This is a genomic window from Paracoccus nototheniae (genome assembly GCF_004335005.1).
GTDB lineage: Bacteria > Pseudomonadota > Alphaproteobacteria > Rhodobacterales > Rhodobacteraceae > Paracoccus > Paracoccus nototheniae.
Window position 1 is genome coordinate 22,405 of sequence record NZ_RQRT01000030.1, and the last position, 24,905, is coordinate 47,309.

27 protein-coding genes, 1 tRNA gene and 2 pseudogenes are annotated in these 24,905 nt (G+C 65.6%); 7 read left to right on the plus strand and 23 right to left on the minus strand.

Going from position 1 to position 24,905, the window contains the following annotated elements:
* Positions 1 to 26: 26 nt before the first annotated feature.
* A complete protein-coding gene (locus EG885_RS12140; RefSeq protein WP_131574867.1) occupies positions 27 to 635 on the minus strand; it encodes a hypothetical protein in 609 nt (202 codons plus the stop codon).
* 46 nt (positions 636 to 681) lie between these two features.
* Here EG885_RS12140 and leuD point away from each other — a divergent pair, with 46 nt between their 5' ends.
* Both leuD and EG885_RS12150 read left to right on the plus strand, forming a co-directional pair.
* Positions 682 to 1,287, plus strand: coding sequence for a 3-isopropylmalate dehydratase small subunit (leuD, locus tag EG885_RS12145; protein WP_131574869.1), 606 nt, complete (start codon positions 682 to 684; stop codon positions 1,285 to 1,287).
* Positions 1,278 to 2,291, plus strand: a complete 1,014-nt coding sequence (locus EG885_RS12150; RefSeq protein WP_341352759.1) for an endonuclease/exonuclease/phosphatase family protein — start codon at positions 1,278 to 1,280, stop codon at positions 2,289 to 2,291. The genes leuD and EG885_RS12150 overlap by 10 nt, the downstream gene beginning before the upstream one ends.
* A 2-nt stretch (positions 2,292 to 2,293) precedes the next feature.
* On the opposite strand, the gene EG885_RS12155 is transcribed toward EG885_RS12150, so the two are convergent.
* The 13 genes from EG885_RS12155 to EG885_RS12215 all read right to left on the minus strand — a co-directional run bounded on the left by EG885_RS12155 (position 2,294) and on the right by EG885_RS12215 (position 13,288).
* A complete protein-coding gene (locus EG885_RS12155; protein ID WP_131574871.1) occupies positions 2,294 to 3,541 on the minus strand; it encodes an adenosylmethionine--8-amino-7-oxononanoate transaminase in 1,248 nt (415 codons plus the stop codon).
* Positions 3,538 to 4,200: a dethiobiotin synthase gene (bioD, locus tag EG885_RS12160; RefSeq protein ID WP_131574873.1), complete on the minus strand. Its 663-nt coding sequence runs from the start codon at positions 4,198 to 4,200 to the stop codon at positions 3,538 to 3,540. Before bioD ends, EG885_RS12155 begins: the two co-directional genes overlap by 4 nt.
* Positions 4,185 to 5,333 carry an 8-amino-7-oxononanoate synthase gene (locus EG885_RS12165; RefSeq protein WP_242679632.1) on the minus strand — a complete coding sequence of 383 codons (1,149 nt, stop codon included), beginning with the start codon at positions 5,331 to 5,333 and terminating at the stop codon, positions 4,185 to 4,187. The genes bioD and EG885_RS12165 overlap by 16 nt, the downstream gene beginning before the upstream one ends.
* A 50-nt stretch (positions 5,334 to 5,383) precedes the next feature.
* Positions 5,384 to 6,412: a biotin synthase BioB gene (gene bioB, locus EG885_RS12170; protein WP_207392268.1), complete on the minus strand. Its 1,029-nt coding sequence runs from the start codon at positions 6,410 to 6,412 to the stop codon at positions 5,384 to 5,386.
* A gap of 69 nt (positions 6,413 to 6,481) precedes the next feature.
* Positions 6,482 to 6,853 (minus strand): hypothetical protein, encoded by a 372-nt coding sequence (locus EG885_RS12175; protein ID WP_131574877.1) that lies wholly within the window; start codon positions 6,851 to 6,853, stop codon positions 6,482 to 6,484.
* Positions 6,847 to 7,905 (minus strand): flagellar type III secretion system protein FlhB, encoded by a 1,059-nt coding sequence (gene flhB, locus EG885_RS12180; protein ID WP_131574879.1) that lies wholly within the window; start codon positions 7,903 to 7,905, stop codon positions 6,847 to 6,849. The genes EG885_RS12175 and flhB overlap by 7 nt, the downstream gene beginning before the upstream one ends.
* Positions 7,906 to 7,915: 10 nt before the next feature.
* Positions 7,916 to 8,674 (minus strand): flagellar biosynthetic protein FliR, encoded by a 759-nt coding sequence (locus EG885_RS12185; RefSeq protein ID WP_131574881.1) that lies wholly within the window; start codon positions 8,672 to 8,674, stop codon positions 7,916 to 7,918.
* Positions 8,671 to 10,770 (minus strand): flagellar biosynthesis protein FlhA, encoded by a 2,100-nt coding sequence (locus EG885_RS12190; RefSeq protein WP_131574883.1) that lies wholly within the window; start codon positions 10,768 to 10,770, stop codon positions 8,671 to 8,673. Before EG885_RS12190 ends, EG885_RS12185 begins: the two co-directional genes overlap by 4 nt.
* On the minus strand, positions 10,767 to 11,051 hold the full coding sequence (locus EG885_RS12195; protein WP_131574885.1) for a hypothetical protein: 285 nt from the start codon (positions 11,049 to 11,051) through the stop codon (positions 10,767 to 10,769). Before EG885_RS12195 ends, EG885_RS12190 begins: the two co-directional genes overlap by 4 nt.
* Positions 11,048 to 11,914 carry a flagellar motor stator protein MotA gene (motA, locus tag EG885_RS12200; protein ID WP_131574887.1) on the minus strand — a complete coding sequence of 289 codons (867 nt, stop codon included), beginning with the start codon at positions 11,912 to 11,914 and terminating at the stop codon, positions 11,048 to 11,050. The genes EG885_RS12195 and motA overlap by 4 nt, the downstream gene beginning before the upstream one ends.
* Before the next feature lie 12 nt (positions 11,915 to 11,926).
* Complete coding sequence (locus EG885_RS12205; protein ID WP_131574889.1) at positions 11,927 to 12,469, minus strand: MotE family protein; 543 nt, start codon at positions 12,467 to 12,469, stop codon at positions 11,927 to 11,929.
* The gene (locus EG885_RS12210) at positions 12,462 to 12,797 is read right to left on the minus strand and encodes a hypothetical protein (protein ID WP_131574891.1); all 336 of its coding nucleotides are present in this window, start codon (positions 12,795 to 12,797) and stop codon (positions 12,462 to 12,464) included. The genes EG885_RS12205 and EG885_RS12210 overlap by 8 nt, the downstream gene beginning before the upstream one ends.
* A 14-nt stretch (positions 12,798 to 12,811) precedes the next feature.
* The gene (locus EG885_RS12215; RefSeq protein ID WP_131574893.1) at positions 12,812 to 13,288 is read right to left on the minus strand and encodes a flagellar basal body-associated FliL family protein; all 477 of its coding nucleotides are present in this window, start codon (positions 13,286 to 13,288) and stop codon (positions 12,812 to 12,814) included.
* 117 nt (positions 13,289 to 13,405) lie between these two features.
* Here EG885_RS12215 and fliF point away from each other — a divergent pair, with 117 nt between their 5' ends.
* The 4 genes from fliF to fliP are packed head-to-tail and all read left to right on the plus strand — an operon-like array spanning position 13,406 to position 16,534.
* Complete coding sequence (fliF, locus tag EG885_RS12220) at positions 13,406 to 15,019, plus strand: flagellar basal-body MS-ring/collar protein FliF (protein WP_131574895.1); 1,614 nt, start codon at positions 13,406 to 13,408, stop codon at positions 15,017 to 15,019.
* Entirely contained in the window at positions 15,016 to 15,579 is a 564-nt protein-coding gene (locus EG885_RS12225) for a hypothetical protein (protein WP_131574897.1), read from the plus strand. The genes fliF and EG885_RS12225 overlap by 4 nt, the downstream gene beginning before the upstream one ends.
* Positions 15,579 to 15,836 carry a FliM/FliN family flagellar motor switch protein gene (locus tag EG885_RS12230; RefSeq protein WP_131574899.1) on the plus strand — a complete coding sequence of 86 codons (258 nt, stop codon included), beginning with the start codon at positions 15,579 to 15,581 and terminating at the stop codon, positions 15,834 to 15,836. Before EG885_RS12225 ends, EG885_RS12230 begins: the two co-directional genes overlap by 1 nt.
* Positions 15,800 to 16,534, plus strand: a complete 735-nt coding sequence (gene fliP, locus EG885_RS12235) for a flagellar type III secretion system pore protein FliP (RefSeq protein ID WP_131574901.1) — start codon at positions 15,800 to 15,802, stop codon at positions 16,532 to 16,534. Before EG885_RS12230 ends, fliP begins: the two co-directional genes overlap by 37 nt.
* Positions 16,535 to 16,553: 19 nt before the next feature.
* On the opposite strand, the gene dxs is transcribed toward fliP, so the two are convergent.
* The 6 genes from dxs to dapF all read right to left on the minus strand — a co-directional run bounded on the left by dxs (position 16,554) and on the right by dapF (position 22,742).
* On the minus strand, positions 16,554 to 18,479 hold the full coding sequence (dxs, locus tag EG885_RS12240) for a 1-deoxy-D-xylulose-5-phosphate synthase (RefSeq protein WP_131574903.1): 1,926 nt from the start codon (positions 18,477 to 18,479) through the stop codon (positions 16,554 to 16,556).
* Positions 18,480 to 18,506: 27 nt separating this feature from the next.
* Positions 18,507 to 19,370 carry a polyprenyl synthetase family protein gene (locus tag EG885_RS12245; protein ID WP_131574905.1) on the minus strand — a complete coding sequence of 288 codons (864 nt, stop codon included), beginning with the start codon at positions 19,368 to 19,370 and terminating at the stop codon, positions 18,507 to 18,509.
* On the minus strand, positions 19,370 to 19,606 hold the full coding sequence (locus EG885_RS12250) for an exodeoxyribonuclease VII small subunit (RefSeq protein WP_131574907.1): 237 nt from the start codon (positions 19,604 to 19,606) through the stop codon (positions 19,370 to 19,372). Before EG885_RS12250 ends, EG885_RS12245 begins: the two co-directional genes overlap by 1 nt.
* Entirely contained in the window at positions 19,603 to 20,520 is a 918-nt protein-coding gene (locus tag EG885_RS12255; protein ID WP_131574909.1) for a histone deacetylase family protein, read from the minus strand. Before EG885_RS12255 ends, EG885_RS12250 begins: the two co-directional genes overlap by 4 nt.
* A 141-nt stretch (positions 20,521 to 20,661) precedes the next feature.
* Positions 20,662 to 21,915 (minus strand): tRNA (N(6)-L-threonylcarbamoyladenosine(37)-C(2))-methylthiotransferase MtaB, encoded by a 1,254-nt coding sequence (gene mtaB / locus EG885_RS12260; RefSeq protein WP_131574911.1) that lies wholly within the window; start codon positions 21,913 to 21,915, stop codon positions 20,662 to 20,664.
* Complete coding sequence (gene dapF, locus EG885_RS12265) at positions 21,912 to 22,742, minus strand: diaminopimelate epimerase (protein WP_131574913.1); 831 nt, start codon at positions 22,740 to 22,742, stop codon at positions 21,912 to 21,914. Before dapF ends, mtaB begins: the two co-directional genes overlap by 4 nt.
* Before the next feature lie 95 nt (positions 22,743 to 22,837).
* Between dapF and EG885_RS12270 the strand changes: the two genes are divergently transcribed.
* Positions 22,838 to 22,913 (plus strand) — tRNA-Lys (locus tag EG885_RS12270).
* Between the two features lie 175 nt (positions 22,914 to 23,088).
* On the opposite strand, the gene EG885_RS12275 is transcribed toward EG885_RS12270, so the two are convergent.
* The 3 genes and pseudogenes from EG885_RS12275 to EG885_RS23570 form a co-directional block, all read right to left on the minus strand.
* Positions 23,089 to 23,622 carry a hypothetical protein gene (locus EG885_RS12275; protein ID WP_131574915.1) on the minus strand — a complete coding sequence of 178 codons (534 nt, stop codon included), beginning with the start codon at positions 23,620 to 23,622 and terminating at the stop codon, positions 23,089 to 23,091.
* Positions 23,623 to 23,891: 269 nt separating this feature from the next.
* Positions 23,892 to 24,284: pseudogene (locus EG885_RS12280) on the minus strand (DDE-type integrase/transposase/recombinase); the annotation flags it as partial.
* Positions 24,285 to 24,354: 70 nt separating this feature from the next.
* Positions 24,355 to 24,786: pseudogene (locus EG885_RS23570) on the minus strand (tyrosine-type recombinase/integrase); the annotation flags it as partial.
* Positions 24,787 to 24,905: the final 119 nt, after the last annotated feature.

Here is a 24,905-nt window from a genome sequence, read left to right on the forward strand (position 1 = left end):
GGATCGCAGTGGTCCGACCCGGCGTCTCAGCCGGGCCGGATCTGATCCTGCCCCTGCGGGCGGCGCAGCAGCATCAGCGCATTGATCGCGATCAGGACCAGCCCGGCATTTTCGAACAGGAAATTGTTCGACACGCCAAAGCTGTCGGTTCCGAACAGCGCATCAAAGCGGTGAATGCTGGCCGCGCGCACCATGACAAAGGCAAGCAGCACTGTCAGCCCGATAACGGCCAGCGCGTTCTGCGCCAGCCGGTCGCGCAGCACCGCCATGATGATGCCCATTGCCATCACCAGAACGATCAGCAGGCTGCCGATGAACCCGATCTGCACGGCGCGGCGGTTGTCGTACCAGCCCTGCGCCTGCGACAGGCAGCGCCCGGCCTCGGTCAGGGCGGTCTGCAGATCCAGCTGTTTGTTGACCGCCAGCAGGGCCAGCAGCACGACCAGAACGCCCCAGAAGATCCGCACAGGATCATCCGCAAGACGGCGCCAGACCAGCGCCGACAACAGCGCGGCCAGCAGATAGGACACCACCGTCACCCAACCGGTCACCTCGGGATCGCCGATCTGCGGCACCCACTGCTCGGCCACGCAGGACCGAAGTTCGAACACCGTCACGCCATCACCCCCCAACATTCACACGGGTCAGTTTAGCCCGCCAGCCAGCCAGACACGAGGCACCATGGACAAGTTCACCACCCTGACCGGCATTGCGGCACCCATGCCGCTGGTCAATATCGACACCGACATGATCATCCCCAAACAATTCCTGAAGACGATCAAGCGTTCGGGACTGGGCGTCAACCTGTTCGACGAGATGCGCTATGACCGCGAGGGGGCCGAGATTCCTGGTTTCGTTCTGAACAAGCCCGCCTATCGCGATGCGCAGATCCTGATCGCGGGCGATAATTTCGGCTGCGGATCGTCGCGCGAACATGCGCCCTGGGCGCTGCTGGATTTCGGCATCCGCTGCGTCATCTCGACCAGCTTTGCCGATATCTTCTTCAACAACTGCTTCAAGAACGGCATCCTGCCCGTGGTCCTGCCGCAGGACGCCATCGATGCGCTGATGGAGGATGCCGAACGCGGCGCCAATGCCCGCGTCACCATCGATCTGGAAACTCAGTCCGTGACCGCGTCGGACGGCACCCAATACCATTTCGACGTCGATCCGTTCCGCAAGCATTGCCTGATGAACGGGTTGGACGATATCGGCCTGACGATGGAAAAAGCCCCCGCCATCGACAGCTATGAGGCCGGGATGGCGCAGGCCCGCCCTTGGATCTGAGGGCGCTTGCCCTGCTGATCATACTGTCCGGGCCGGTTCAGGCCGACCCGTTGCGCCTTGCCACCTGGGACCCCGGATTGTCGCGCGACGGTCCGGGGCTTTTGCTGCGCGACATCGACCGCGCCGATCCGCAGGTTCTGGCCGCAGCCCGGGTGATCGCCGCCGCCCGCCCCGACGCGATCCTGCTGACCAGCTTTGACTGGGATCTGGACGGCCGCGCTCTGTCGGCCTTTGCCGGTCTGCTGGCCGAGATGGGCCACCCGCTGCCCCATCGCCATGCCAGCCAGCCGAACCGGGGGGTGCAGACTGGCCTTGATCTGGACGGCGACGGGCGTCCCGGCCAGCCCCGAGACGCGCAGGGTTATGGCGCCTTTACGGGGCAAAGCGGAATGGCCCTGCTGTCGCGCCTGCCCATCGCCGGGGTCACCGATCACAGCGCGATCCTGTGGCGCGATCTGCCCGGCAACCGGATGCCCGACAGCCCGCATGGCGACGCGCAACGCCTGTCCTCGACCGCGCATTGGGACATCCGGCTGACCACGCCCGCCGGTCCGCTGCACCTGCTGGCCTTCGCCGCCACCCCCCCGGCCTTCGAGGCCCGCAACCCCGCACGCAACCATGACGAGGCTGCGTTCTGGCTGGCCCACCTGCCCGATGCGCCCTTTGCGGTGATCGGCAACCTGAACCTCGATCCGCAGGACGGCGATGGCGATCCCGCCGCGCTGAGCGCCTTGCTGACGGTCACGCAGGATCCGGCGCCGCGCGGCGCATGGCAGCCGCCCCAGACCGGCCCCAATGCCGGGCATACCGGCGACCCGGCGCTGGATACCGCCGAATACGACCGCCCCCCCGGCAATCTGCGGCTGGATTACATCCTGCCCGCGCGCGGACTGACGGTCGCCGACGCCGGCGTCATCTGGCCCGCCCCCGGCGATCCGCTGGCGGATGCCGTGGCACTTGCCTCGCATCGCAAGCTGGTCTGGATCGACCTCAGTCTGAGGTGAGGCTAGACCTCGAACGAGGCGACGGCCCCCCAGGCCAGATCCAGATCCGCGCCGGTCACGCCATAGGGCGGCAGCACATAGACCGTGTTGCCCAAGGGCCGCAGCAGAACCCCTTGGTCCAGCATATGCGCCCGCAGGCGCGGCCCGACCTCGGACAGATAGCCGCCCTCGGGGACGATCAGGTCGATCGCCGCGATGGTCCCGCAGCGGCGCGGATTGGTAAAGCGCCCATCCCCGGCCAGCGCCGCCAGCCGATCGGCCTGCATCGCCCCCAGGGCGTCCAGCCGCGCCTGCATCGGGCTTGCCTGCCACAACCGCACCTGCGCCAGCGCCGCCGCGCAGGCGATCGGATTGGCCGTGTAGCTGGAGGAATGGTAAAATGTCCGCCGCCGGTCCGTGGACCGATGCGCGTCAAAGATCCGCGCCGTCGCCAGTGTCGCGGCCAAGGGCATCACCCCCCCGGTCAACCCCTTCGAGGTGCACAGGATATCCGGTGCGATCCCGGCATGATCGCAGGCCCATAACCGACCCGTGCGCCCCCATCCGGTCATCACCTCATCGGCGATCATCAGCACGTCATGGCGGTCGCAGATCGCCCGCAGCCCGGCCAGCACGGACGCCGGATACATCCGCATTCCCCCCGCGCCCAGAACAAGCGGTTCAAGGATCAGCGCCGCCATCCGCCCGGTCGCGGCCAGTGCCTCGAACGCCGCCAGCGTCGCCGCGCCGTCGCCGGTGGGAAAGGGCAGCCGGTCCACCGCGAACATCAGCGGATCATAGGCGGCGTTGAAGACCCCCCGTTCGCCCATGCTCATCGTGCCGATGGTGTCGCCGTGATAGCTGTCCTCGATCACCGCGATGCGGTGGCGCCCGTCGCCCTCGTGGCGCCAATATCCAAGCGCCATCTTCAGCGCCACCTCGACAGCGGTGGAGCCGCTGTCACTGAAAAATACGTGCTCCAGACCGGCAGGCGCCAGCGCGATCAAAGCCTCGGCCAGCTCCTCGGCGGGGGCATGGGTCAGCCCGGCAAAGATCACCTGATCCAGATGGCCCGCCGTCCGGCGGATCGCTTCGACGATCTCGGGCTGGTTGTGACCATGGGTGACCACCCACCAGCTGCTGATCGCATCCAGAAGCGGGCCCCGGTCGGTGTGGATATAGGCCCCCTCGCTGCTGACCGCGCAGGGCGGGGCAGGTTCGGTCGCATGTTGGAAGAACGGATGCCAGACGCGGCTTTGGGCGGGTCTCATGTAAAATCCTCGGGGCGGAAAGCGGCAGCCATGGCGGCGACCAGCAAGGGCCGGTCCAGCCGGTCCAGTCGCGGCAACCGCCCCAGAACGCGGACCTGCCCGATCTGGGCGATGGTCGCGATATTATCGTCATTCGCATCGCCGACAAAGGCCAGCCCGTGCAGCGGCACCCCGCGCGCGCGCAGCGATTCGATCGCCGTCAGGCTGTGGCTGATCGTGCCCAGCCCCGTCGCACAGACCAGCACGACCGGGATCTGCCAGCGCGCGAACAGGTCAGCGAACAACACCTGCCGGGTCAGGGGCACCATGACGCCCCCCGCCCCCTCGATCACCAGCCGCGCGGCGGGCGGCGGGGTCAGCGCGACAGGATCGATCGCCACCCCGTCCAGCTCGGCCGCCCGATGCGGCGACAGAGGTTCGCGCAACAGAACCGCCTCGGGATGGGTCGCCGCACCCGACAGACGTTCGACCTCGGCCCGGTCACTGCCCGCTTGCGCCGCGTCCGGACCCGCCGAATGGATCGCCCTGTTCGGCACGTTCCCGGCCAGCCCGGATTGCACCGGTTTCCAGTAATCCGACCCGGTCAGCCCGCACAATCCGGCGGCAAAGACCGTCTTGCCGATATCCGTTCCGGTGCCTGTGATCACAAATCGGGCCATAATTCCTCCAGCACCCCGGCCAGACGGATCACCTCGGCCTCCGGGGCATTCAATGTCAGCGACACCCGCAACCGCGCGGTTCCCTCGGGCACGGTGGGTGGGCGGATGCCGCGGATGTCAAACCCCCGCGCCTGCACCTTGGCGGCCAGATCCATGGTCGCCGCATCAGGTCCGACGATCAGCGGCACGATCTGGCTGCCGCTCAGCGGCACCTGCGGCAGATGCCGCGCCATCTGTGACGCAAACAGCGCCACGCGGTCCTGCAAGGCCGCCTGCCGCCAGGGCTCGTCCCGCAGGATCGCCAAAGCCTCCTGCCCCGCCACCGCCATCAAGGGCGAGGGGGCGGTCGCAAAGATGAACGGCCTGCAGCGGTTGATCAGGAAATCGACCAGCACCCGCGCCCCGCAGATCAGCGCGCCCGACCCGCCCATCGCCTTACCCAGGGTGTGCAGGGTCACGACATTCCCGCGCCCCTCCAGATGATGCGCCAACCCCCGGCCTGCGGGACCAAAGACACCGGTCGCATGGGCCTCGTCCACCAGCAGAAACCCATGCGTATCGGCCAGCCGCATCAGATCATCCAGCGGCGCGCGATCGCCATCCATGCTGTAAAGGCTTTCGACCGCGATCCAGACAGCGCCGCGATGGCCAGCCCCCCGCCATTTTGTGATCACATCCTCGGCATACCCCACATCGCCATGTCGGAATGTCGCCATTTCGGCCCGTCCGGCCCGAGCACCTTCCTGCGTGCTGGCATGGGACAGGGCGTCCATCAGCAACAGATCGCCTCGCTGCGGCAAGGTTGTGATCACAGCGAAATTCGCGACATAGCCGCCGCCGAACCCCAACGCCGCCTCGGCCCCGAAAAACGCCGCAGCCGCATCCTCGAATTCGGCCTGAGCTTCGGTCTCGCCGCGCAACAGCCGAGAGCCTGCGGCCCCCACCGGCACACCCCGATCCAGCGCCGCCGCCACCGCATCCCGGATCCGCACCGATTGCGCCAAGCCCAGATAATCGTTCGATGAAAAATCCACCCCCCGCCGCGCATTCAGACGGCGCAGCCGCGAGGCGTGCGACAGCGCCTCAAGATCGCGGCGATAGAATGCCAGCCGGTCCATGCCACCCTGTTCCATCTTCGGTCCTGAAATATCCTGGGGGTCCGGGGGTGAACCCCCGGTCTGCCTCAGCGCAGGACCGGGATCGCCGGATCGCGCGGCGTCACCGCCTCGGGGTGATGCTCATGCACCTGCATCGGCTGGATCCCCAGCTTGGCGAACAGCCGCAGATCGGCCTCTTCGCCGGGATTGTCCTTGGTCAGCAGCGTGTCGCCGACAAAGATCGAATTGGCCCCGGCGAAAAAGCACATCGCCTGCATCTCGTCCGACATGGCGGTCCGCCCCGCCGACAGGCGCACATGACTGTGCGGCATCATGATCCGGGCGGTGGCGATCATGCGCACGAAATCGATCGGATCGACCGGTGCCGCATCCTGCAGCGGCGTGCCTTCGACCGGGATCAGCATGTTCACCGGCACGCTTTCGGGCGGCTCGGACAGATTGGCCAGCGTGACCAACATGTCGACGCGGTCCTGCGTCCCCTCGCCCAGACCCAGAATGCCGCCCGAACAGACCTTGATGCCCGCCTGACGCACCTGTTCCAGCGTGTCCAGCCGATCGGCAAAGCTGCGGGTCGTGATCACATTGCCATAATACGCCTCGGAGGTGTCGATATTATGGTTGTAGTAATCCAGCCCCGCCTCCGCCAGCTGCCGCGACTGATGTCTGTCCAGCATGCCAAGCGTCATGCAGGTCTCCATCCCAAGCGCCTTGACGCCTTCCACCATGGCCAGAATCTGCGGCATGTCGCGGTCTTTCGGGCTGCGCCACGCCGCCCCCATGCAATAGCGCGTCGCCCCGGCATCCCGCGCCCGCCGCGCCTCGGCCAGCACCCGCTCCACCTCCAGCAGTTTCGAGGCCGACAACCCAGAAGCGTGGCGCGACGACTGGCTGCAATAGGAACAATCCTCGGGGCAACCGCCGGTCTTGATCGACAAAAGGCGGCTCAGCTGGACCCGGTTAGGATCGAAATGACGCCGGTGCACGGTCTGCGCGCGAAACAGCAGGTCCATCAGCGGCAGGTCGAACACCTGCCGGGCCGTCTCTGCCGTCCAGATCTCGCGCCGGTCTTCGGTGGTCGGATCGCTGTGCAACATGGCATCCCCCGTGGCTTTCCCCATCTCTAGCAGCGGTGCGGGCAGCTGTCCAACCGGCGCGGGACCGGTTCAAAGCCTGTCCTTTCGCAGCCGCTGCGCCTCGGATCGCCCAAGGCTCAGCAGCGCCTCGGCCCGCCCGAACTCTTGCGCCGCCTGACGCCGGGCGATCTGGAATCGGGGCATCAGGCGTTGCAGCTCGTGATCGGCATGGCGCAATTCACGGGCCGCACGGCCAGCCTGCGCATTGGCGATCCGCGCCTCGGGCACGCTCAGCGGCGCGGTGCTGTCATAGCTTTGTGCCAACGCCGCCTGCAGCCCTTCCACCCGCAGCCGCGCCTGAACCATATAGCTGTTGAACACGGCAAAGCTTTTCAGCTGCCGTTCCGCTTTCAGCCGGGCGATCCGCTCCAGCAATTCCAGTTGCCTGATCCGGTCTACCATCCTGCCCTCGCCTTCTGACGCATAGTTTCGGCGAACCGGATCGCGGCGGCGGCAGCGGCGAAATGGTCGCGGCGGATTTCCTGTCCGATCCTGACCTCTGCATGGATCGCCCGGGCCGAGGGTGGATCAGACCAGATCGGCACCCCGGCCTCAGCCGCCTTGGCGCGGATCCGGGCGGCAACCTCGTCCGTGCCCTTGGCGACGCAGACCGGCGCGCGCCCGCTGCCCCGTTTCCATTGCAGCGCGACCGCATAATGGGTCGGGTTCACGATCACCACATCCGCGCCCGCCACATCGGTCAGCATCTGTTTCATCGCGATGTCCACGGCGCGCTGGCGGCGCACGGCCTTCATCTGCGGATCGCCTTCGGAATTCTTGTATTCGTCCTGCATGTCCTTGTGGCTCATGCGGTTGCGACGGCGGTGATCGAACCATTTCCACAGCATGTCGGGCAGCGTGAAAATGACCGAGACCGCCAGCCCCAGCATCAGCACCTGCCCCAGAATGGTGCCCAGCCCCCCCACCCATTGACCCTGCGCCATGGCCGAGGCGGCGATCCGGTCGGTCAGCGCCGCGAACAGAAACCAGCCGCCCGCACAGACCAGCCCCGCCTTGCCCAGAGACAAGGCAAAGGTCATCAACCCGTTCGCCCCGAATTTCTGCGCCGCATTCTTGACGGGGTCGATCCGCTTGATGTCCGGTGCCAGCTTCTCGGGCGAAAAAATCAGACTGCGCGTCGCCAGCAGCCCCAGCAGAATGGCCGCCACCAGCAGCGAGGCCAGCGCGACCGTGGCCCCCGCCGCATAGCCGCTGATCGCCCGCGCCACCGCGACATTGCCGGCGGACGACCAGCCCTCGGATCCCAAAGCGCGGGCCGCGATCGCCAGCCAATGCCGAACCGCAAAACCGGCCGCGATGGTAAAGGCCAGAACGGCGCCCAGATACATCATCGCCGCGTTCAGCTCGGTCGAGCGGGGGATATCGCCCTTGTCGCGGGCGCGCTGCAGCTTCTGGTCGGTCGCCTCGAAGGGCTTGTCACTGTCCTCGCTCATGTCTGCGGTCCTATCGCACGGGCGGCAGCATGAAGCCGAGCACCGCATCCGCCCAGAGGCCGACCAGCAGCGGCGCCAGAATGGCCAGCCCTGCCAAGGCAAGCAGGATCGAGGCCGGCGCGCCGATGAACACGACCGGCAGCGAAGGCATCACCCGGTTGATGACGCCGGACAGCGCCTGATACAGAAACCCGCCCAGGGTGAAGGGCGCCGCCAGCATCATCGCCAGAAAAAAACTGTCGGTGACGATCCGGACCACGGCCATCGCCAGCCCCTCGATCGTGGGCAGCGCGGCAGGCGGCCAAAGCTGCAGGCTGTCGGCCATCAGCTCGACCAGCATGACCGGCAAGCCAAGGGCCATCAGGATGGCGATCCCCGCAAGGTTCAGCATATTGCCGATCGGATGGGGCGACATCTCGTTCTGGACCCCCATGATCTGTGACAGAGAGGCTGTGGCGGCAATCGCCGTCGTGGCGATATCGATCGAAATGGTCAGCAGTCGCAGCATGATCCCTGCGGCAAAGCCCAGCAGCATCTCGACCACGATCTGGGCCATCAGGCCGAGGGGGCCGGCAGGCAACGCCGTCGCGGGCGCCAGACTTGCCAGAAGCGGCGTGATCGCCAGCGCAAGACCGACCTTGACCCGTCCGGGGATCACCCGTTCCCCCAAGCCCGGCAGGATCATCACGCAGGCCTGAATGCGCGCATAGACCAGCACCACCGACCATTCCAGTCCGGGAAGGATCATCTGCAGCTGGTCCCACATCATGCCGCCTCGACCGTGCCCAGCAGCCGCAACTCGGCCGAGGGGTCGACCTCTTCAAGGCCCAGAACCGGCATCGCCATTCCATTCGCGCCCAGCACCGCGCGGATCATCCGACGGCGGTGATCGGGGGCCAGAAGCACTGTCCGCGCCACCGGCTCGGACAGTGAGACCGCCTTGCGCACCGATTCGATTAGCTTGCGGGACAGAGCAGGGGTCATCGCCCCGCCACCGGGGCGACCGGTTTCGGCATCGGCGCGCACGAACTCGGCCTCCCATGCCGGATGCAGCTGCAGGGCGGCCAGACGTCCGGCGTCGTCGGCATATTGCTGGGTGATCTGGCCGCGCAGGCGCTTGCGGACCAGTTCATAGATCGCCTCGGGCGATTCCACGCTGCGGAATTCGCAGATCGCATCGACGATCAGCGGCAGGTTGCGGATAGAGATCCGCTCCTCCAGCAGAGCGCGCAGGATGGCCAGCAGGGTTTCGGGCGTCACCTTGTCAGGGATCATGCTGTCGAAATACTTGCGGTAGCGGTCGGCGCGGCCGGTATCCGACAGCGTCTTCAGCTCTTCCAGCTGGCGCTGCATCGCGCCAAGGGTCAAGAGGCCCGGCAGGTTGGCCTTGACCACCTCCATCAGGTGGGTCGACAGAACCTCCATGGGGGTCACCACCGTGGCGCCCATGGTTGCGGCATCCTCCTGATCGGCGGGCGGGATCCAGCGGGCGGGGCTGGAATAGACCGGCTCGCGGACGGAAATGCCGCGCAAACCGGCCAGAACCGAATCGTGGCCAAGCGCCAGAATATCTGCAGGTCGCAGAGTGCCGCGACCGCGGATCACGCCATGAATGCGGATCTGATAGTCGCCGGGCGACAGATCGTCGGTATCGGTGATCCGCACATCAGGCAGGATCAGACCAAAGCTGCGCGCGATATGGATGCGCAGGTTGCTGATCCGGCTGCCAAGGCCCCGCGCCTGATCAAGGGCAATGACAATCAGGTCCGACCCGATCTCGACGCTGATTTCATCGGTATCCAGAACATCGCCGATCCGCGCGGCGGGTTTCGCACCGATGTCCTCTTGCGAAAGATCCGGCAGGGTCTCTTGTTCGGCGCGCCGTCTGCGCGCGATCTGCCACGCCAGCGCCCCCATCGCCGCCGCGATGGATAGAAACAGCAGTTGCGGCATCCCCGGCACGAACGAGATCACCACCATCGCCGCCGCAACCATGCCGGCAGGTTGCCAGCTGCGGGTCAGTTCCAACGACATCAGCCCGGCAGTCGTTTCGGTCGCCCCGCCCCTGGACAACAGCAGTGCCGCCGCCATCGACGTGATCAGCGCCGGGATCTGGCTGACCAGCCCGTCACCGATCGTCAGGTGGGAATAGGTCGCAGCGGCTTCGGCCAGCGGCATTCCGTGGACCGAGATCCCGACGATCAATCCGATGCACAGGTTGATCAGGGTGATGACGATGCCCGCCACCGCGTCGCCCTTGACGAACTTGGACGCGCCGTCGAGCGATCCGAAAAAGCTGATCTCGCGCTGTTCCTGGATGCGGCGGCGCTTGGCCTCGTGATGATCGATGGCGCCCGAGTTCAGATCGCCGTCGATGGCCAGCTGCTTGCCGGGCAACGAATCCAGCGCGAACCGCGCCGCCACCTCGGCCATCCGGCCCGAGCCCTTGGTGATGACCATGAAATTGACCACCGAAATCACCGCAAAGACCGTGATCCCCACCAGAATCGAGCCGCCCGCCACAAAAGCCGCAAACCCGTTGATGACCTTTCCTGCCGCCTCGGTGCCGTTCTGGCCCTCGGTCAGGATCAGCCGGGTCGAGGACACGTTCAGCGACAGCCGGATCACCAGACTGACCAGAAGAAGCACGGGAAAGGCCTGAAAATCCGTCGGCTTCTCGACCAGAGAGGCCATGACCAGCACCAGCACCGCCGCTGCGATCGAGATGGCGATGCCAAAATCGAGCACCGCCGCAGGCAGGGGGATCACCAGCGAGATGACGACCAGCACCAGCCCGGACGTAACCACCAGCGGGGCGTCGAAGAATCTTCCGGGCTTGCCCGACAGGCCGGTGACAGGGGTCATTCGGCGGGCTCCGATAATGGCGCAGCAGGTCGCAACAGATCATTGAGCGGCCAGGGATGTTCGGTCAGCAGGCCGATGCGGCGCAGATAGATGATCGCCTGCAGCCGGTCGGCGCTGTCCATCTGCATCAGGCGCAGGCGATAATCGCGGGGCAGGCCCTGCCCCGACAGCAGCCATTCCGATGCCATCGCCTCGAACGGCCCGGGCTGATCGGCCAAAGGCGGCGTGGCGAACAGGGCGACGACGGCAAAAGGCATGACGGTCCATCGAGTCACGGTCACGCGGCCTTCTTCAGCTCGCGCAGGGCGCCTTCAAGGGTGTCGAAGCTGGGCCGCACATGTTCCGGCACGCTTTGACGGCCGACCTCGACGCATAGTGTCGTGGCATGCTGATGCAGACCGGCGACCAGCACCGATTTGACGACCTCGTAAAAGCCCAGATCCTGCTTGACCACCTCGCCAAGCCGGTTGGCCAGCGGGGCCACAAAGCCATAGGACAGGAAAACCCCCAAAAACGTGCCGACCAGCGCACCGCCGATCATCTTGCCCAGCACCGCCGGAGGCTGGTCGATCGAGCTCATGGTCTTGATCACCCCCAGAACCGCAGCGACGATCCCCAAAGCGGGCAAGGCGTCGGCCATGGTCTGCAGGGCGTGGGGGACGTGCATTTCCTCTTCCCGCAGGGTGGCGATGCGGCGCGACAGCATATCCTCGACCTGATAGGGATCGTCATAGTTCAGACTGGCCGACCGCAGCGTATCGGCGATCAGCGAGACCACATGATGATCCGCCGCCAGCCGGGGATAGGCCACAAAGATCGGCGATTCTCCGGGGTTTTCGATATGCTGTTCCAGCGCGACCGGATTTTCGCTGGCGATCTTCAGCAGCTGGTACATCAGGCACAGCACATCCTGATGGTCCTGCGCGGTCCATTTCGGCCCCTTGAAGGCGCGGACCAGACCGCCCAAGGTCGCTTTCAGCACGTGGCTGTTGTTTCCCAGAATATAGGCGCCCACCGCGGCCCCCATGATCATCATCATCTCGAAGGGCAGAGAGTGCAGGATGACGCCCATCTTGCCGCCAGCCAGAAGATAGCCGCCGAACACCATGACCAGCGTCAGGATGATACCGACAAATCCAAACATCGCGATTCTCCTTTATGGGTTGCGGACGCTGCGCGCGCCCATCTGGGCGGTCAGCAGCGCGGCCTGACGGGGCTCGACGGCGGCGATGATGCGGGCGCCCGCTTCGGGCTGAACCCGCATCAGGATCTCGGCAGCGAAATCGGTGGGAAGATTGATCAGAATGGCGGCGGCCTCGGCCGGTTTCATCTGATCGTACAGGGCGACAAGGCGGTCGATATCGTTGCGGACCGCCTCGGTCGCGCCGTCCTGCCGGGCGGTGATGCTGCCTTTCTGGGCGCGCAATTCGGTCAGACGCTCGCGCAGGGTGGTCTCGGCCAGAGCGATCTCGGCCTTGCGGGTATCCAGCGCGGCCATATAGCGTTCGATGCGCAGCGCCCTGTCGCGCAGCTCTTCGGCAAGGGCCACGGCCTCGGGGACGTCGCCACACCCCTCCAGCAGTTCCGGGGGCGCGGCGATGGCTGCAAAGCTGCGGGTCAGATCCTGCCCCTGCCACAGCAACGCCCCGGCAGGCAGCGCGAAAAAGAGGCCCAGAACGGGTAAAACCGGCTTAACCATGTGCAGCCTCGGCACGTTTGCGCAGGCGCCGGGCCGCCGACAGGGTTTGCGGCGCCTCGGCGGCGGCGGCACCGATCCGCGCGCGCAGATCCCAGATCGCCCGTTCGCGCCGGGCCGTCTCGATTTCATCCGCCAGACGGGTGCTGGCCTCCATCGCCTCGTCGCGGGCGGCGCGGATCGCGCGCTCCAGCCGGTCGACCTCGGCGGCCATGACGGCGATGGCGCCGCCCAGCCCGGTTTCAAGGTCGTTCAGCCTGCGCAACCGACGCGCCAGCGTCAGGCAAAACAGGCCAAGCCCCAGACAAGCCAGCAGCAGCAGGCCCTGCATGATATGATCCACTGTCATTTGAACCGGAACTCCGTGATCAGAAGATCCTTGACCGGCTCTTCGCCCAGGACGAAGCGCGAGCGGGTGACCAGTTCGGCGCGGATCACCTCCAGCACGCCGCGCTTGTCATAGGCGGCCGGATCGACACCCGAGAGGAAGGTCGTGAACGCGTCCGACACCCGGGGCAGCAGATGCGTGACCTGCGCCCGGTGCTGTTCGTCCGTTTCGATCGTGGCAGCCATGACCATGGTGCGTGACCGTCCGCCCGGAATGATGATCTCGATTGTGGGAACCTGAATGAAGGCCACCGCCAGATGTTCCGACGGCGCCGGGGGCTGGACCGGCCCGGACAGCATGGCGCCCGGCGACCAGACCCCCACATAGGTCGAGGCAAATCCGCCCCCGCCCAGCACAAGGGTCGCCAAGGCCACCATCAGCAGCCCTTTCTTTCCGCGTGCCTTTTTGCCCGGCAGGGCCATCGCATCGGTCATCGTGATTCTCCGTCCTGACCAGACCGAGATACCAGCTTGCGACTAACCGAATATTAACACCGTCCGTGTCATTTCAGGGTCAGACGATGATGATGCGCTGATTCGAAAGGAACGGTTTTGCAAAAACTGCAGGACTATTGGAACGAGCGAAGCTTTCAACAGCGGATGATTCTGGGTGCGGCTTTTCTGGGGTCATTTCTGGTGATCGCGGCCTTTGGCTGGATTGCCAGCAGACCGGGCATGGCGCTGATCTATGGCGGGCTGGAGCCCGCGCAGGCCGGAGAGGTCGTGGCCAGCATCGAACGCGCGGGCGTCCCCTATGAGGTGCGCGGCGATGCCATCTGGGTGGCATCCGACCAGCGCGACCGGCTGCGCATGGATCTGGCCGCACAGGGCCTGCCCGCAGCAGGCAGCACGGGATACGAGCTGCTGGACGGCATGTCGGGCTTTGGCACGACCTCGCAGATGTTCGACGCCGCCTATTGGCGCGCCAAGGAGGGCGAGCTGGCGCGCACGATCCTGGCACTGCCCAATGTTCAGACGGCCCGCGTGCATCTGGCGTTGGAAACGGCGCGCGGCTATCGGCGCGATCAGAATGGCAGCGCATCCGTCACGCTGACGACGAACGGTCAGCCGATCAGCCGCGATCAGGCGGCCTCGCTGAAATATCTGATCTCGTCGGGTGTGCCCGGAATGCAGCCGGAACGCGTCACCGTCATCGATTCGCAACGTGGCATCATCGCCTCGACCGAGGATCAGAGCGGCGCCGACCGCGCTGCCGAGATGAAGCGCAATGTCGAACGCATTCTGGAACCGCATGTCGGCGTCGGCAATGCGTTTGTCGAACTGAATCTGGATTTGGTAACTGACACCGAACTGGTCACCGAACAGCGCTTTGACCCGGAACAGCGCGCGCTGATATCGACCGTGATCGAGGAAACCACCGATGAAAGCAATTCAACCGGCACGGGGGCGGTGACCGCGGCCTCGAACCTGCCCGACGCCGAGGAAGAGCCCGGCGACAGCAGCCAGAGCGCGCGGGCCGAAAACCGCAGCCAGTCGAATTACGAGGTCAGCCGCGTCACCCGCGAAGTGCAGCGCCAGCCGGGATCGACCCGCAGGATGACCGTGGCCGTTCTGGTCAACGGCGTGCCGCTGACCGATGCGGACGGCCAGACCGCGCTTGCCCCCCGTCCCGAGGCCGAGTTGGACGTGCTGCGCGAGTTGGTCGCCTCGGCTGTGGGTTTTGACGAAGCGCGCGGTGATCTGATCACCGTGAAATCCCTGCCCTTCGCGTCACTGGGCCAGGATGGCACAACGGTCGCACCGGGCCTGATGGACCGGCTGGCGCTGAACGAACTGGTCCGCATCGCGCTGATCGGGCTGTTCGCCATGGCGGTGATCCTGCTCGTGCTGCGCCCGATGATGCGCAATCGCGCGCAACCAGCGCCCCCCGCGCTGGACAACAGCCTGCCGCCGATGCCGATGATGGCGCCCATGCCGATGATGGCCCCGATGGCCATGGGCGGGCTGACCGGAGAGATCGACGACGGCTTCGAGGCATCGCCCGACCGCCCCCGGATCGCCCCGATCGATTTTCCGGGCATCGAAAATCTGGCCCTGCCCCCTGCCGATCCCGTCGCGCGCCTTAAAGCGATGATGAAAGAGCGGCATCAGGAAAGCGTCAAAATCCTGTCTGGCTGGATCGAAAACAAGGAGAGTGCGACGTGACTTTGGCCATGTTCAAGCTGGAATCCTTTTCCGCCCCCCCACCGGGACGCGTGGTCGAGGTGACCTATAGCCGCGATGATCTGGACCAGGCCTTTGCCCAAGGTCAGTCGCTGGCCCGCGCCGAGGCCGAAGATGCCGGGCTGCGCGCGTTGGGCGAGGGGTTGGACCGTCTGGCCGAAAGCCTGTCCGATGACGAGGCGCGCCGACATCAGCTGCGACAAGAGGCGGTCGCCGCGCTGGCGCCGATCCTGCACCAGATCCTGGACCTGATGGCCCCCTCCCGGTCGTCGCACCGTCTGGAGGAGGCGCTGCTGACCGAACTGGAAATTCTGGCGCAGCGCAGCGCCCCGCTGAGCGCACGGATTGCCTGTAGCGACCGCCTGCGGCCCATGGTCGATTATTGCCTGATCAAATCCGGCCTTGCGGGCATCCTGATCGATGAGATTTCGCAGGATTGCGTCACGCTGACCCTGCAGGGCGGGCGGATCGACTTTGTTCCCGACGATATCGCCCGGGACATCCGCGCCCTGATGGCCGAGATCAACCAAGAGGACAGCTGATGGACGAATTGAAGCATCTGATCGATACCGACATGATCCAGGTCGAGGTCACGATCCGCCTTGGCCGGACCCGTCAAACCGTCTCGCAACTGTCGGCGCTGCGTCCCGACGATGTGCTGGTTCTGGATCAGGCGATCGAGGACGGGGTCGAAATCTGCATCGGTGACAAGGTCATCGCACGCGGCGAGCTGACCGGCGATGGCGGGGCCGAGGACCGCTTATGCGTCCGCGTTCTGGCGGCCACGGGGGCGCAGTGATCCGGTTTGCGGTTCTTTTGGCCGGGGTGATCCTGCCCTCGGCCGCGCTGGCGCAGGGTCTGGACGATGCGCTTGGTCCGGGGCTGGGGCAGAATGCGGTCCTGATGGTGGTGGCGCTGACCGCGCTGTCGCTGGCACCGGGCATTGCCATCATGGTAACGGCCTTTCCGTTCATCGTGACGGTCCTGTCAATCCTGCGTCAGGCCATCGGCCTGCAACAGGCCCCGCCCAATATGCTGATCATCAGCCTGTCGATCTTTTTGACATGGTTCATCATGGACCCGGTCCTGCGCGAGGCCTGGCAGGTGGCGGGCCTGCCGCTGCAGCGGGGACAGATCGGCATTTCCGAGGCCCTGCAGCGCGGCATCGTCCCGTTTCAGGGCTTCATGGCGACGCGGACCGATCCCGACACGCTTGCCAATCTGGCCGAGATCGCGCCGGGCAACGGTCCGACCGACCGCCTGTCGGTCCTGATCCCGTCCTTCATGCTGTCGGAAATTCAGCGCGCCTTCGAGATCGGCTTTCTGATCGCCCTGCCCTTCCTGATCATCGATCTGGTCGTGGCGGCGGTCCTGATGTCGATGGGCATGATGATGCTGCCCCCCGTCGTCGTCTCTCTGCCCTTCAAGCTGGCATTCTTTGTCGTCGTCGACGGGTGGGGCATGATCGCGGGCGCGCTGGTGCGCAGCTATGCCTGAGGCGCGGCGCCACCGTCCCTCAGGCGGGATCAGCGCGGCGGCTGTCCAGCGAACCGATGCCCAACACCGACAGAACCTTGGCCTCGATATGCTGCGCGTTCAGAGCCGAGGTGTCGTACATCGCCCGTGGGGCATCGTGATCGACAAACATATCCGGCAGCACCATCGAGCGGAAGCGCAACCCGCTGTCGAACACCCCCTCCTCGGCCAGCAACTGGGCGACATGGCTGCCGAATCCGCCAACGGCGCCCTCTTCGATGGTGATCAGCGCCTCGTGATCGCGGGCCAGCGTCAAAATCAGGTCGCGGTCCAGCGGCTTGGCAAAGCGGGCATCGGCGACGGTGGGGGTGATGCCCCGGGCCATCAGCGCCTCGCGGGCGACCATCACTTCGGAAAGGCGGGTGCCAAAGGACAGGATGGCGACGGCCTTGCCCTCGGCGATCATCCGGCCCTTGCCGATGGGCAGCACCTGGCCACGCTCGGGCATCTCGACCCCGGTGCCCTCGCCGCGCGGAAAGCGAAAGGCGATGGGACCGCTGTCATGGGCGGCGGCGGTGGCGACCATATGGACCAGTTCGGCCTCATCGGCGGCGGCCATGACCACGAAACCGGGCAGGTTGGCCAGAAACGCGACGTCATAGGCGCCCGAATGGGTCGGTCCATCCTGCCCGACAAGCCCTGCACGATCGATGGCAAAGCGCACCGGCAGGCCCTGAACGGCCACATCATGAACGATCTGGTCATAGCCCCGCTGCAGGAAGGTCGAATAGATCGCACAAAAGGGCTTCATCCCACCGGCAGCAAGACCGGCGGCAAAGGTCACCGCATGCTGTTCGGCGATGCCGACGTCGAAACACCGACGCGGGAAACGCTGCGCGAACTGCTTGAGGCCGGTTCCGTCGGGCATCGCCGCCGTCACGCCCAGAATGCGGTCGTCACGCGCGCCCTCTTCGATCAGCGCTTTTGCAAAAACCGCCGTATAGCTGGGTGCGTTCGATTTGGCCTTGGCCTGCAGGCCCGTGATCACGTCGAACTTGCCCGTCGCATGCCCCCGGTCCAGCGCGGCCTCGGCGGGGGCATAGCCTTTGCCCTTCTTGGTGACCACATGGATCAGGACCGGACCGTCCGCGCGGGCACGCACGGTGCGCAACAGCGGCAACAGCTGTTCCATGTCATGCCCGTCAACGGGGCCGATATAGGAAAAGCCCAATTCCTCGAACAGGGTACCGCCGACGGCCATGCCCTTCAGCATTTCCTTGGCGCGGCGCGCACCCTCCTGGAACGCCTCGGGCAGCAGGCCGACCGCGCCCTTGGCGGCGGCCTTCAGTTCCTGAAACGGGCCGCCCGCATAAAGCCGGGTCAGATAGGACGACATGGCGCCCACCGGCGGGGCGATCGACATCTCGTTATCGTTCAGGATCACGAACAGGCGTTTGCCTTCATGACCCGCATTGTTCAGCGCCTCATAGGCCATGCCCGCGCTCATCGCGCCGTCACCGATGACCGCGATGGCATCGCCCGGATCGCCGCCCAGTTCCCGGGCCATCGCAAATCCCAACGCAGCCGAGATCGAGGTCGAGGAATGGCCCGCTCCGAACGGGTCATAGGGACTTTCGGTGCGCTTGGTAAAGCCCGCGAGACCGCCGCCCATACGCAGCGTCCGGATGCGGTCGCGCCGCCCGGTCAGGATCTTGTGCGGATAACACTGATGACCGACATCCCAGATGATCTTGTCGCGCGGCGTGTCGAAAACGGCGTGAAGGGCCACGGTCAGCTCGACCACGCCCAGACCCGCGCCCAGATGTCCGCCGGTCGTGCTGACGGCGCTGATCGTTTCCGATCGCAGCTCGTCGGCCAGATGGCGCAGTTCGGTATCGCTCAGCGCTTTCAGGTCGGACGGCAATGTCACGCGGTCCAGAAGCGGCGTCTTGGGTCGGTCATTCATGGGCTGGCCCTCCTCCGGGGCGGGCGATCAGGTGTCGCGCTCGATAACGAAACGCGACAGGGCGCGCAAGTTTCCGGCGGATGCGCCATATTCGCACAGCGCCGCGTCACTGACCTCGACCAGACGACGAGCCTCGGCCTTGGCGCCGGGCAGACCCAGCAGCGACACGAAGGTCGCCTTGCCCGCGCCCGCATCCTTGCCCACGCGTTTTCCGGTCACGGCCTCGTCGCCGGTCACGTCCAGAATGTCATCGGCAATCTGAAAGGCCAGCCCAAGCGCATCGGCATAATCGTCAAGCAAAGCAGGGTCGTCGCCCGCAATCAACGGCCCCGCGGTCGCCGCAAAACGGATCAGCGCGCCGGTCTTGCCGCCTTGCAACCGGGTGATCTGCGCCAGATCCAGCGGCGTGCCCGCGGTTTCCGCGGCAATATCCAGCGCCTGCCCCCAGACCATGCCCTGTGCACCCGAGGCCTGCGCCAGCGCGGCGATCAGCCGCAGCCGCGCCTCGGCCCCGCCGATCCGATCATCGGTCAGCAACCCGAAGGCCAGCGTCTGCAAGGCATCGCCCGCCAGAATCGCGGTCGCGTCGGACCAGCGGACATGAACCGTGGGCTGTCCCCGGCGCAGATCGTCATCATCCATCGCCGGCAGATCGTCATGGACCAGACTATAGGCATGCAGCGCCTCGACCGCCGCCGCCACCGGCAGGGCAGCCGCATCGCCCACCCCGTGCAGATGCGCCGATTCCATGACAAGAAAGGCGCGCAACCGCTTGCCGCCCTGCAGGGCATAGCGCATCGCGTCCGTCAGCTCGCCCCCGGGCAGAACCTCGATCGCGCGATCCAGCTCGGCCTGAACATCGGCCCGGACCCGCTCCAGACGGTCCTGCATCACAGACCCTCGGCGGGCTCGGCGCCTGCGGGCTGGCCATTGGCCGCCAAGGTGATCTTTTCGACCCGCTCCTCGGCCTCGCGCAGCCGCGCCTCGCAATGCTTGCGCAAGGCGGCGCCGCGTTCGTACAGCGCGATGGACTCCTCCAGCGTGGCCTCGCCGGTTTCCAGCTTGCCGACCGTGGCTTCCAGCTCGCGCATGGCCTCCTCAAAGGAAAGGGTCGGGATATCGCTCATTCTGCGGCCTCCATCAGCACCTCGACATGGGCCCGCACCGAGCGTCCCAAAGCCGCCAGATCATAGCCGCCTTCCAGACAGGATACCACCGGGGCGCCGCAACCCGCCGCCGCCTGACAGATCGCCCGGGATATCGCCGCAAAATCGTCCTCGTCCCAGTCCAGCTGCGCCAGCGGATCGTCGCGATGCGCATCGAACCCGGCCGAGACGATCACCAGCTGCGGCGCGAACGCGACCATGCGCCGCAGGATGTCGCCCCAGCCCCGTCGCGCCAGAACCCCGTCCGAGCCGGGCGGCAGCGGCACGTTCATCACCTGCCCATGCGCCCCGGTTTCCGACGCCGCCCCGCTGCCCGGATACAGCGGCATCTGATGGCTCGAGGCGAAGAACACGCGCGCCTCGTCCCACAGCAGATCCTGCGTGCCATTGCCATGATGCACATCGAAATCCAGAACCGCGACCCGCGCCAGTCCGTGAACATCCAGCGCCCGCCGGGCCGCGATCGCCACGGTCCCGAACAGACAGAACCCCATGGCCGTCGCCGTCTCGGCATGATGGCCCGGCGGGCGCATGGCGACAAAGGCCGTCCCTGCCTCGCCCGCCAGCACAGCATCCACGGCAGCGCAGGCCCCGCCGACCGCGCGCAGCGCCGCCTCCAGACTGCCCGGCGACAGATGCGTGTCGGCATCCACCTGTCGCGTCCCGACAGCGGGCACCGCCGCCCGCAACCCCGCCAGATATCCGTCCGGATGACAGCGCAGCACCTCGGCATCCCCCGCCAGAGGCGCCTCGCGCCGGTCCAGCGCCAGCCCCTCCAGCGCGGCGATCACAGCGCCGTATCGGGCCGCCTGCTCGGGATGGCCCGGCGACGTCTCATGGCCCGCGCCACTCTCATGCGTGAACAAGATCGTCATTCCAGCCCTCCCCGGCCCAAGTCCAAAGGCTAAAAGCCCCCGCACGCCACCACAAGCCCGGCCATGATTTCATCTTGGCCGAAATATCCCGGGGGGAGTCCGAAGGACGGGGGGGCAGCGCCCCCCCTTTCCCACGACCACTCAGATGACCAGCCGCTGCCCGTCATGCCCGGCGATTCGCAACTCCATCAGCGCCCCCTCGGGCTGATCCTGCGCAAAGGCCACTTCCGTGAACTGCTCGGTCCGCCCCAATCGCGGCCCCTCGGTCAGGACGCGGTGCGTGACCCCCCTCTGCGCGTCAAGGTGACGATGCAGCGCCGCTTCGCCCGCAGCACGCAGCCGCGCCGCACGATCGCGGATCGCCGGGCCCGCGACGGCGGGCATCCGTGCGGCGGGCGTTCCCTGTCGCGCGGAATAGGGAAACACATGCAGGAAGGTCAGCCCGCAATCCTGGACCAGCCGGACCGAATTTTCGAACATCGCCTCGGTCTCGGTCGGAAAGCCTGCGATGATGTCGGCGCCAAAGACCATGTCGGGACGCAGCCGCCGCGCCTCCTCGCAAAAGGCGATGGCGTCGTCGCGCAGATGGCGGCGCTTCATGCGTTTCAGGATCATGTCATCGCCCGCCTGCAGCGACAGATGCAGATGCGGCATCAGCCGCGGCTCGGTCGCGATGGCCAGCATCAGATTGTCATCCGCCTCGATCGAATCGATGGAGCTGATCCGCAGCCGCGCCAGATCCGGCACCAGCCGCAGGATGCGCATGACCAGATCGCCAAGACGCGGCGTGCCCGGCAGATCGCCGCCCCAGCTGGTCAGATCGACCCCGGTCAGCACGACCTCGTGAAAGCCGCGCCCGACCAGCCGCTTGATCTGCTCGACCACCACGCCTGCCGGAACCGAGCGGGAATTGCCCCGGCCAAAGGGAATGATGCAAAAGGTGCAGCGGTGATCGCAGCCGTTCTGGACCTGAACATAGGCGCGATGGCGCCCGAATCCGTCGATCAGATGGCCCGCCGTCTCGCGCACCGACATGATGTCGTCGACCAGAACCTTTTCGGTCTCGCCGATCAGATCGGGGGCCTGCATCGCCGCCCAGGTCGAGGGCTGCATCTTTTCATGATTGCCGATGACGCGGGTCACCTCGGGCATGGCGGCGAAGGTCTGAGGCTCGGTCTGGGCCGCGCAGCCGGTCACGATCACCGGCACGCCAGGATTTTCGCGCGCCAGGCGGCGGATTTCCTGCCGCGCCTTGCGCACCGCCTCGGCGGTGACGGCGCAGGTGTTGACGACGACCGCCCCGGACAGACCGGCCGCCTCGGCCATCTCGCGCATGGCCTCGGTCTCATAGGCGTTCAGCCGGCAGCCAAGGGTGGAAAAGACCGGCGCGCTCATGAGGCCAGCCATGCGGGCGTCAGCGCACCCTCGAAGACGATGGCCGTCGGCCCCTCCATCCAGACACCATCCTCGCGCCAGTCGATCAGCAGCCGCCCGCCCGGCACATTGACCGTCACGCGCCGACCCGTCAGCCCGCGCCGCGCCGCCGCCACCACCGCCGCGCAGGAACATGACCCCGAGGCCAGCGTCGGCCCCGTCCCGCGCTCCCAGATGCGCAGCACGATCTCGTCCGGCGACAGGATCTGGACGATCTCGACATTGGTGCGTTCGGGAAACAGCGGGTGATGTTCATGCACGGGGCCGAACCGGTTCAGATCGACCTCGCCCGCGTCGGGCACGAAAAAAGTCATATGCGGATTGCCCATCCCGGTCGCCACCGGATCGCCCGCAATGGGCAGGTGATCAAGGTCGACCGGCTCTGCCAGCGGAACGGCCCGCCAGTCCAGCACCGGCGGACCCATGTTGACCCGCGTCAGACCGCCCCCGGCATCCTCGGCCAGAAGCAGCCCGTGATCCGTGCGCAACCGCAACGAGCTCCGCCCCGTCTGGTCCATCAGCCAGCGCGCGATGCAGCGCGTCGCATTCCCGCAGGCCGCGCTCAGCGAGCCATCCGCATTCCAGAAGACCAGCCGCGCATCCGCATCCTCGCAGGTTTCGACCCCGGCCAGCTGGTCAAAGCCAATCCCGCGATGCCGGTCCGCGATGCGCGCGACAAGGCCTGCGCCGGGACGAGCCATCCCGCCGCGCAGATCCAGAACCACGAAATCATTGCCCAGCCCGTGCATCTTGAGAAAGGGCAGGCCAGCCGAAGGTGCATGCGTCATGGCCGCGATATAGGCCCCCTTGATCGATTCCGCCAGCGGGTTCGATTTTTCCGCTTGACCCCACCGGCCACCCCCCCTAGGAACCCTCTCGTGATGGGCCCATAGCTCAGTTGGTAGAGCAACTGACTTTTAATCAGTGGGTCACAGGTTCGAATCCTGTTGGGCTCACCACTGTATCCTTTGTCAGACGACACTAGTAAGTGTCGAAAACGACGCGGAAACTCTCTCAAGAGATACGCGAAATTATCTCGAACGGCGATTTGGCCGTTTTCGAGGTGGTTGTATCGAACATGGAAAAGCCCCGCCGCGCTGGCCGACGGGGCAGGTCTGGTACGCGAGTGAGGGGTCAGATCGAAATGATCGGGGCCGCCGCTCGGCGCAGACAGATTTTGCTGCAGCGATCAGGCAGTGCGATAGGCCAGACGTCGGCATTGTTCAGTCGGACAGCAACATGCTTTGCCTGCGTTCCCATCTCATATGCCATCAATCCAAGTGGCAAGTCCCGTTCTAGAAATCGCACCAACTCTTCCGGCGCAATCAGTGAAAGGGATTGGCGCGTGCGAGGATCGCGGACCTCCGTGCTGGCGATCGCACCCTTCCCGAGCAGCAAACCGACGGTCGAAACGTTGATGTGCGACTGTTTTCGCAGATCGTCACGTCGCAGGCCAATCAAAGGGGCGGTCTCAAATGTATCCAGAACCTCTAGTTCCAGAACCTCGGTCAAATCCAGATGCAGCGCTGGCAGTCCAGCAACGCTGCTTAGCCGCCAGACTTTTTTCAGTCGGCCATTGATCAAGGCACGGAGAAGATTAGCATTCGGCAAAATCGCCTTTTGGGTGATGGTCCGAAGCGGAAAGGCTCTGACCGGCACTTTATCCACCAGACAAGCATTGGCAAAGGTTGACGCAAGAAGGCCGTCGAGATCATTAGCGAGATTGCGTGCCCCCTCTGAAGTGGTCCACCCACGGGGGTATGATTATCCCGTTTTCAGGCGGACCAGAGATGGCTGGAAAGCAAGAGAAGCCCGAGGATATGGTGCTGAAGCAGCGACAAGTTGACGTTCTGCATGCCCAAGGCAAGTCGGTATCGGACCGGCGGTCGGCCGCCAAGGGCCTTGTGCGGCCGGCGGTCGTTGTAGAAGTCCATCTATTTCCAGAGACCGGCGCGGGCCTGCGATCCGGTCTTCAAAGCATGCAGGTAAACGCGCTCGTATTTCGCTGCGCGGTCCTGCGCTTCAGCGTCCGCCACAGGCGCTCGATGAAAATGTTGTCCAGGTAACGACCCTTGCCGTCCATAAAGATGCGGATGCCCGACCGACGTGGGCGGTCTGTCCAAGCGAAGGATGTGAACTGAGATCCTTGATCGCCATTCATGATGTCGGGCGGTCCGAACCGATGGATTGCTTCGTTCAGCGCTTCGACACAAAACGCAACATCCCCTTGCCGTGGTCCTCGGACCAGTGGCAGACCACGGCTCGATGTTCGAGATCCGCCAAGCCAGAACCATCCGGGTGCGCCAGTCCATGATCGCCACCAGATAGAGCGAGGCATGTCCTTGTATACCGCGCGGAGTGCCGGAGATCACGGTGCCCGAGATAATCTTGGATCAGCCGCAGGTCGTAGCCGCGATTGGCAAGGGCAAACCCGCAGAAATGGCGAAGCATGTGGGGATGGACATGGCCAAGACCGGCACGGTTTCCGGCAGCTGCGAGAATGTTGTTGGCGGCCTGTCGGGTAAGCGGTTGCTGCCGCTCAGAAACGAACATCCCATGCAATCTGTCATTACCTTGCCCGAGCCAGCGTCAGATTATCCGCAATTCGTCGCCCTCAACGGGATGCTCGACGCTGAGCCCCCGCTTCAGCCGCTGCACCCAAAGGCGGGATTGCGCCAGATCGACATGATCCCGCCGCAAGGTAATTGCTTCCGAGACCCTAAGCCCGTGCCGGAACATCATCAGGACCAGCAGATGATTGCGAGTGCCATGCCGACCGGCCTTTGCGGCGGCAAGAAGTCGGTCAATTTGCATCAGGCCTAGATGTTCCATCCCGGATGATCACATAGACCCTCGCCGGACCGCGTTCTTCGTGGCAAGATCGATCCTGGCCGAGTTTCGGGACGGGAGGCGAGGATGCTGATCTCTCTTCACAAGCAGGCATCGACGAC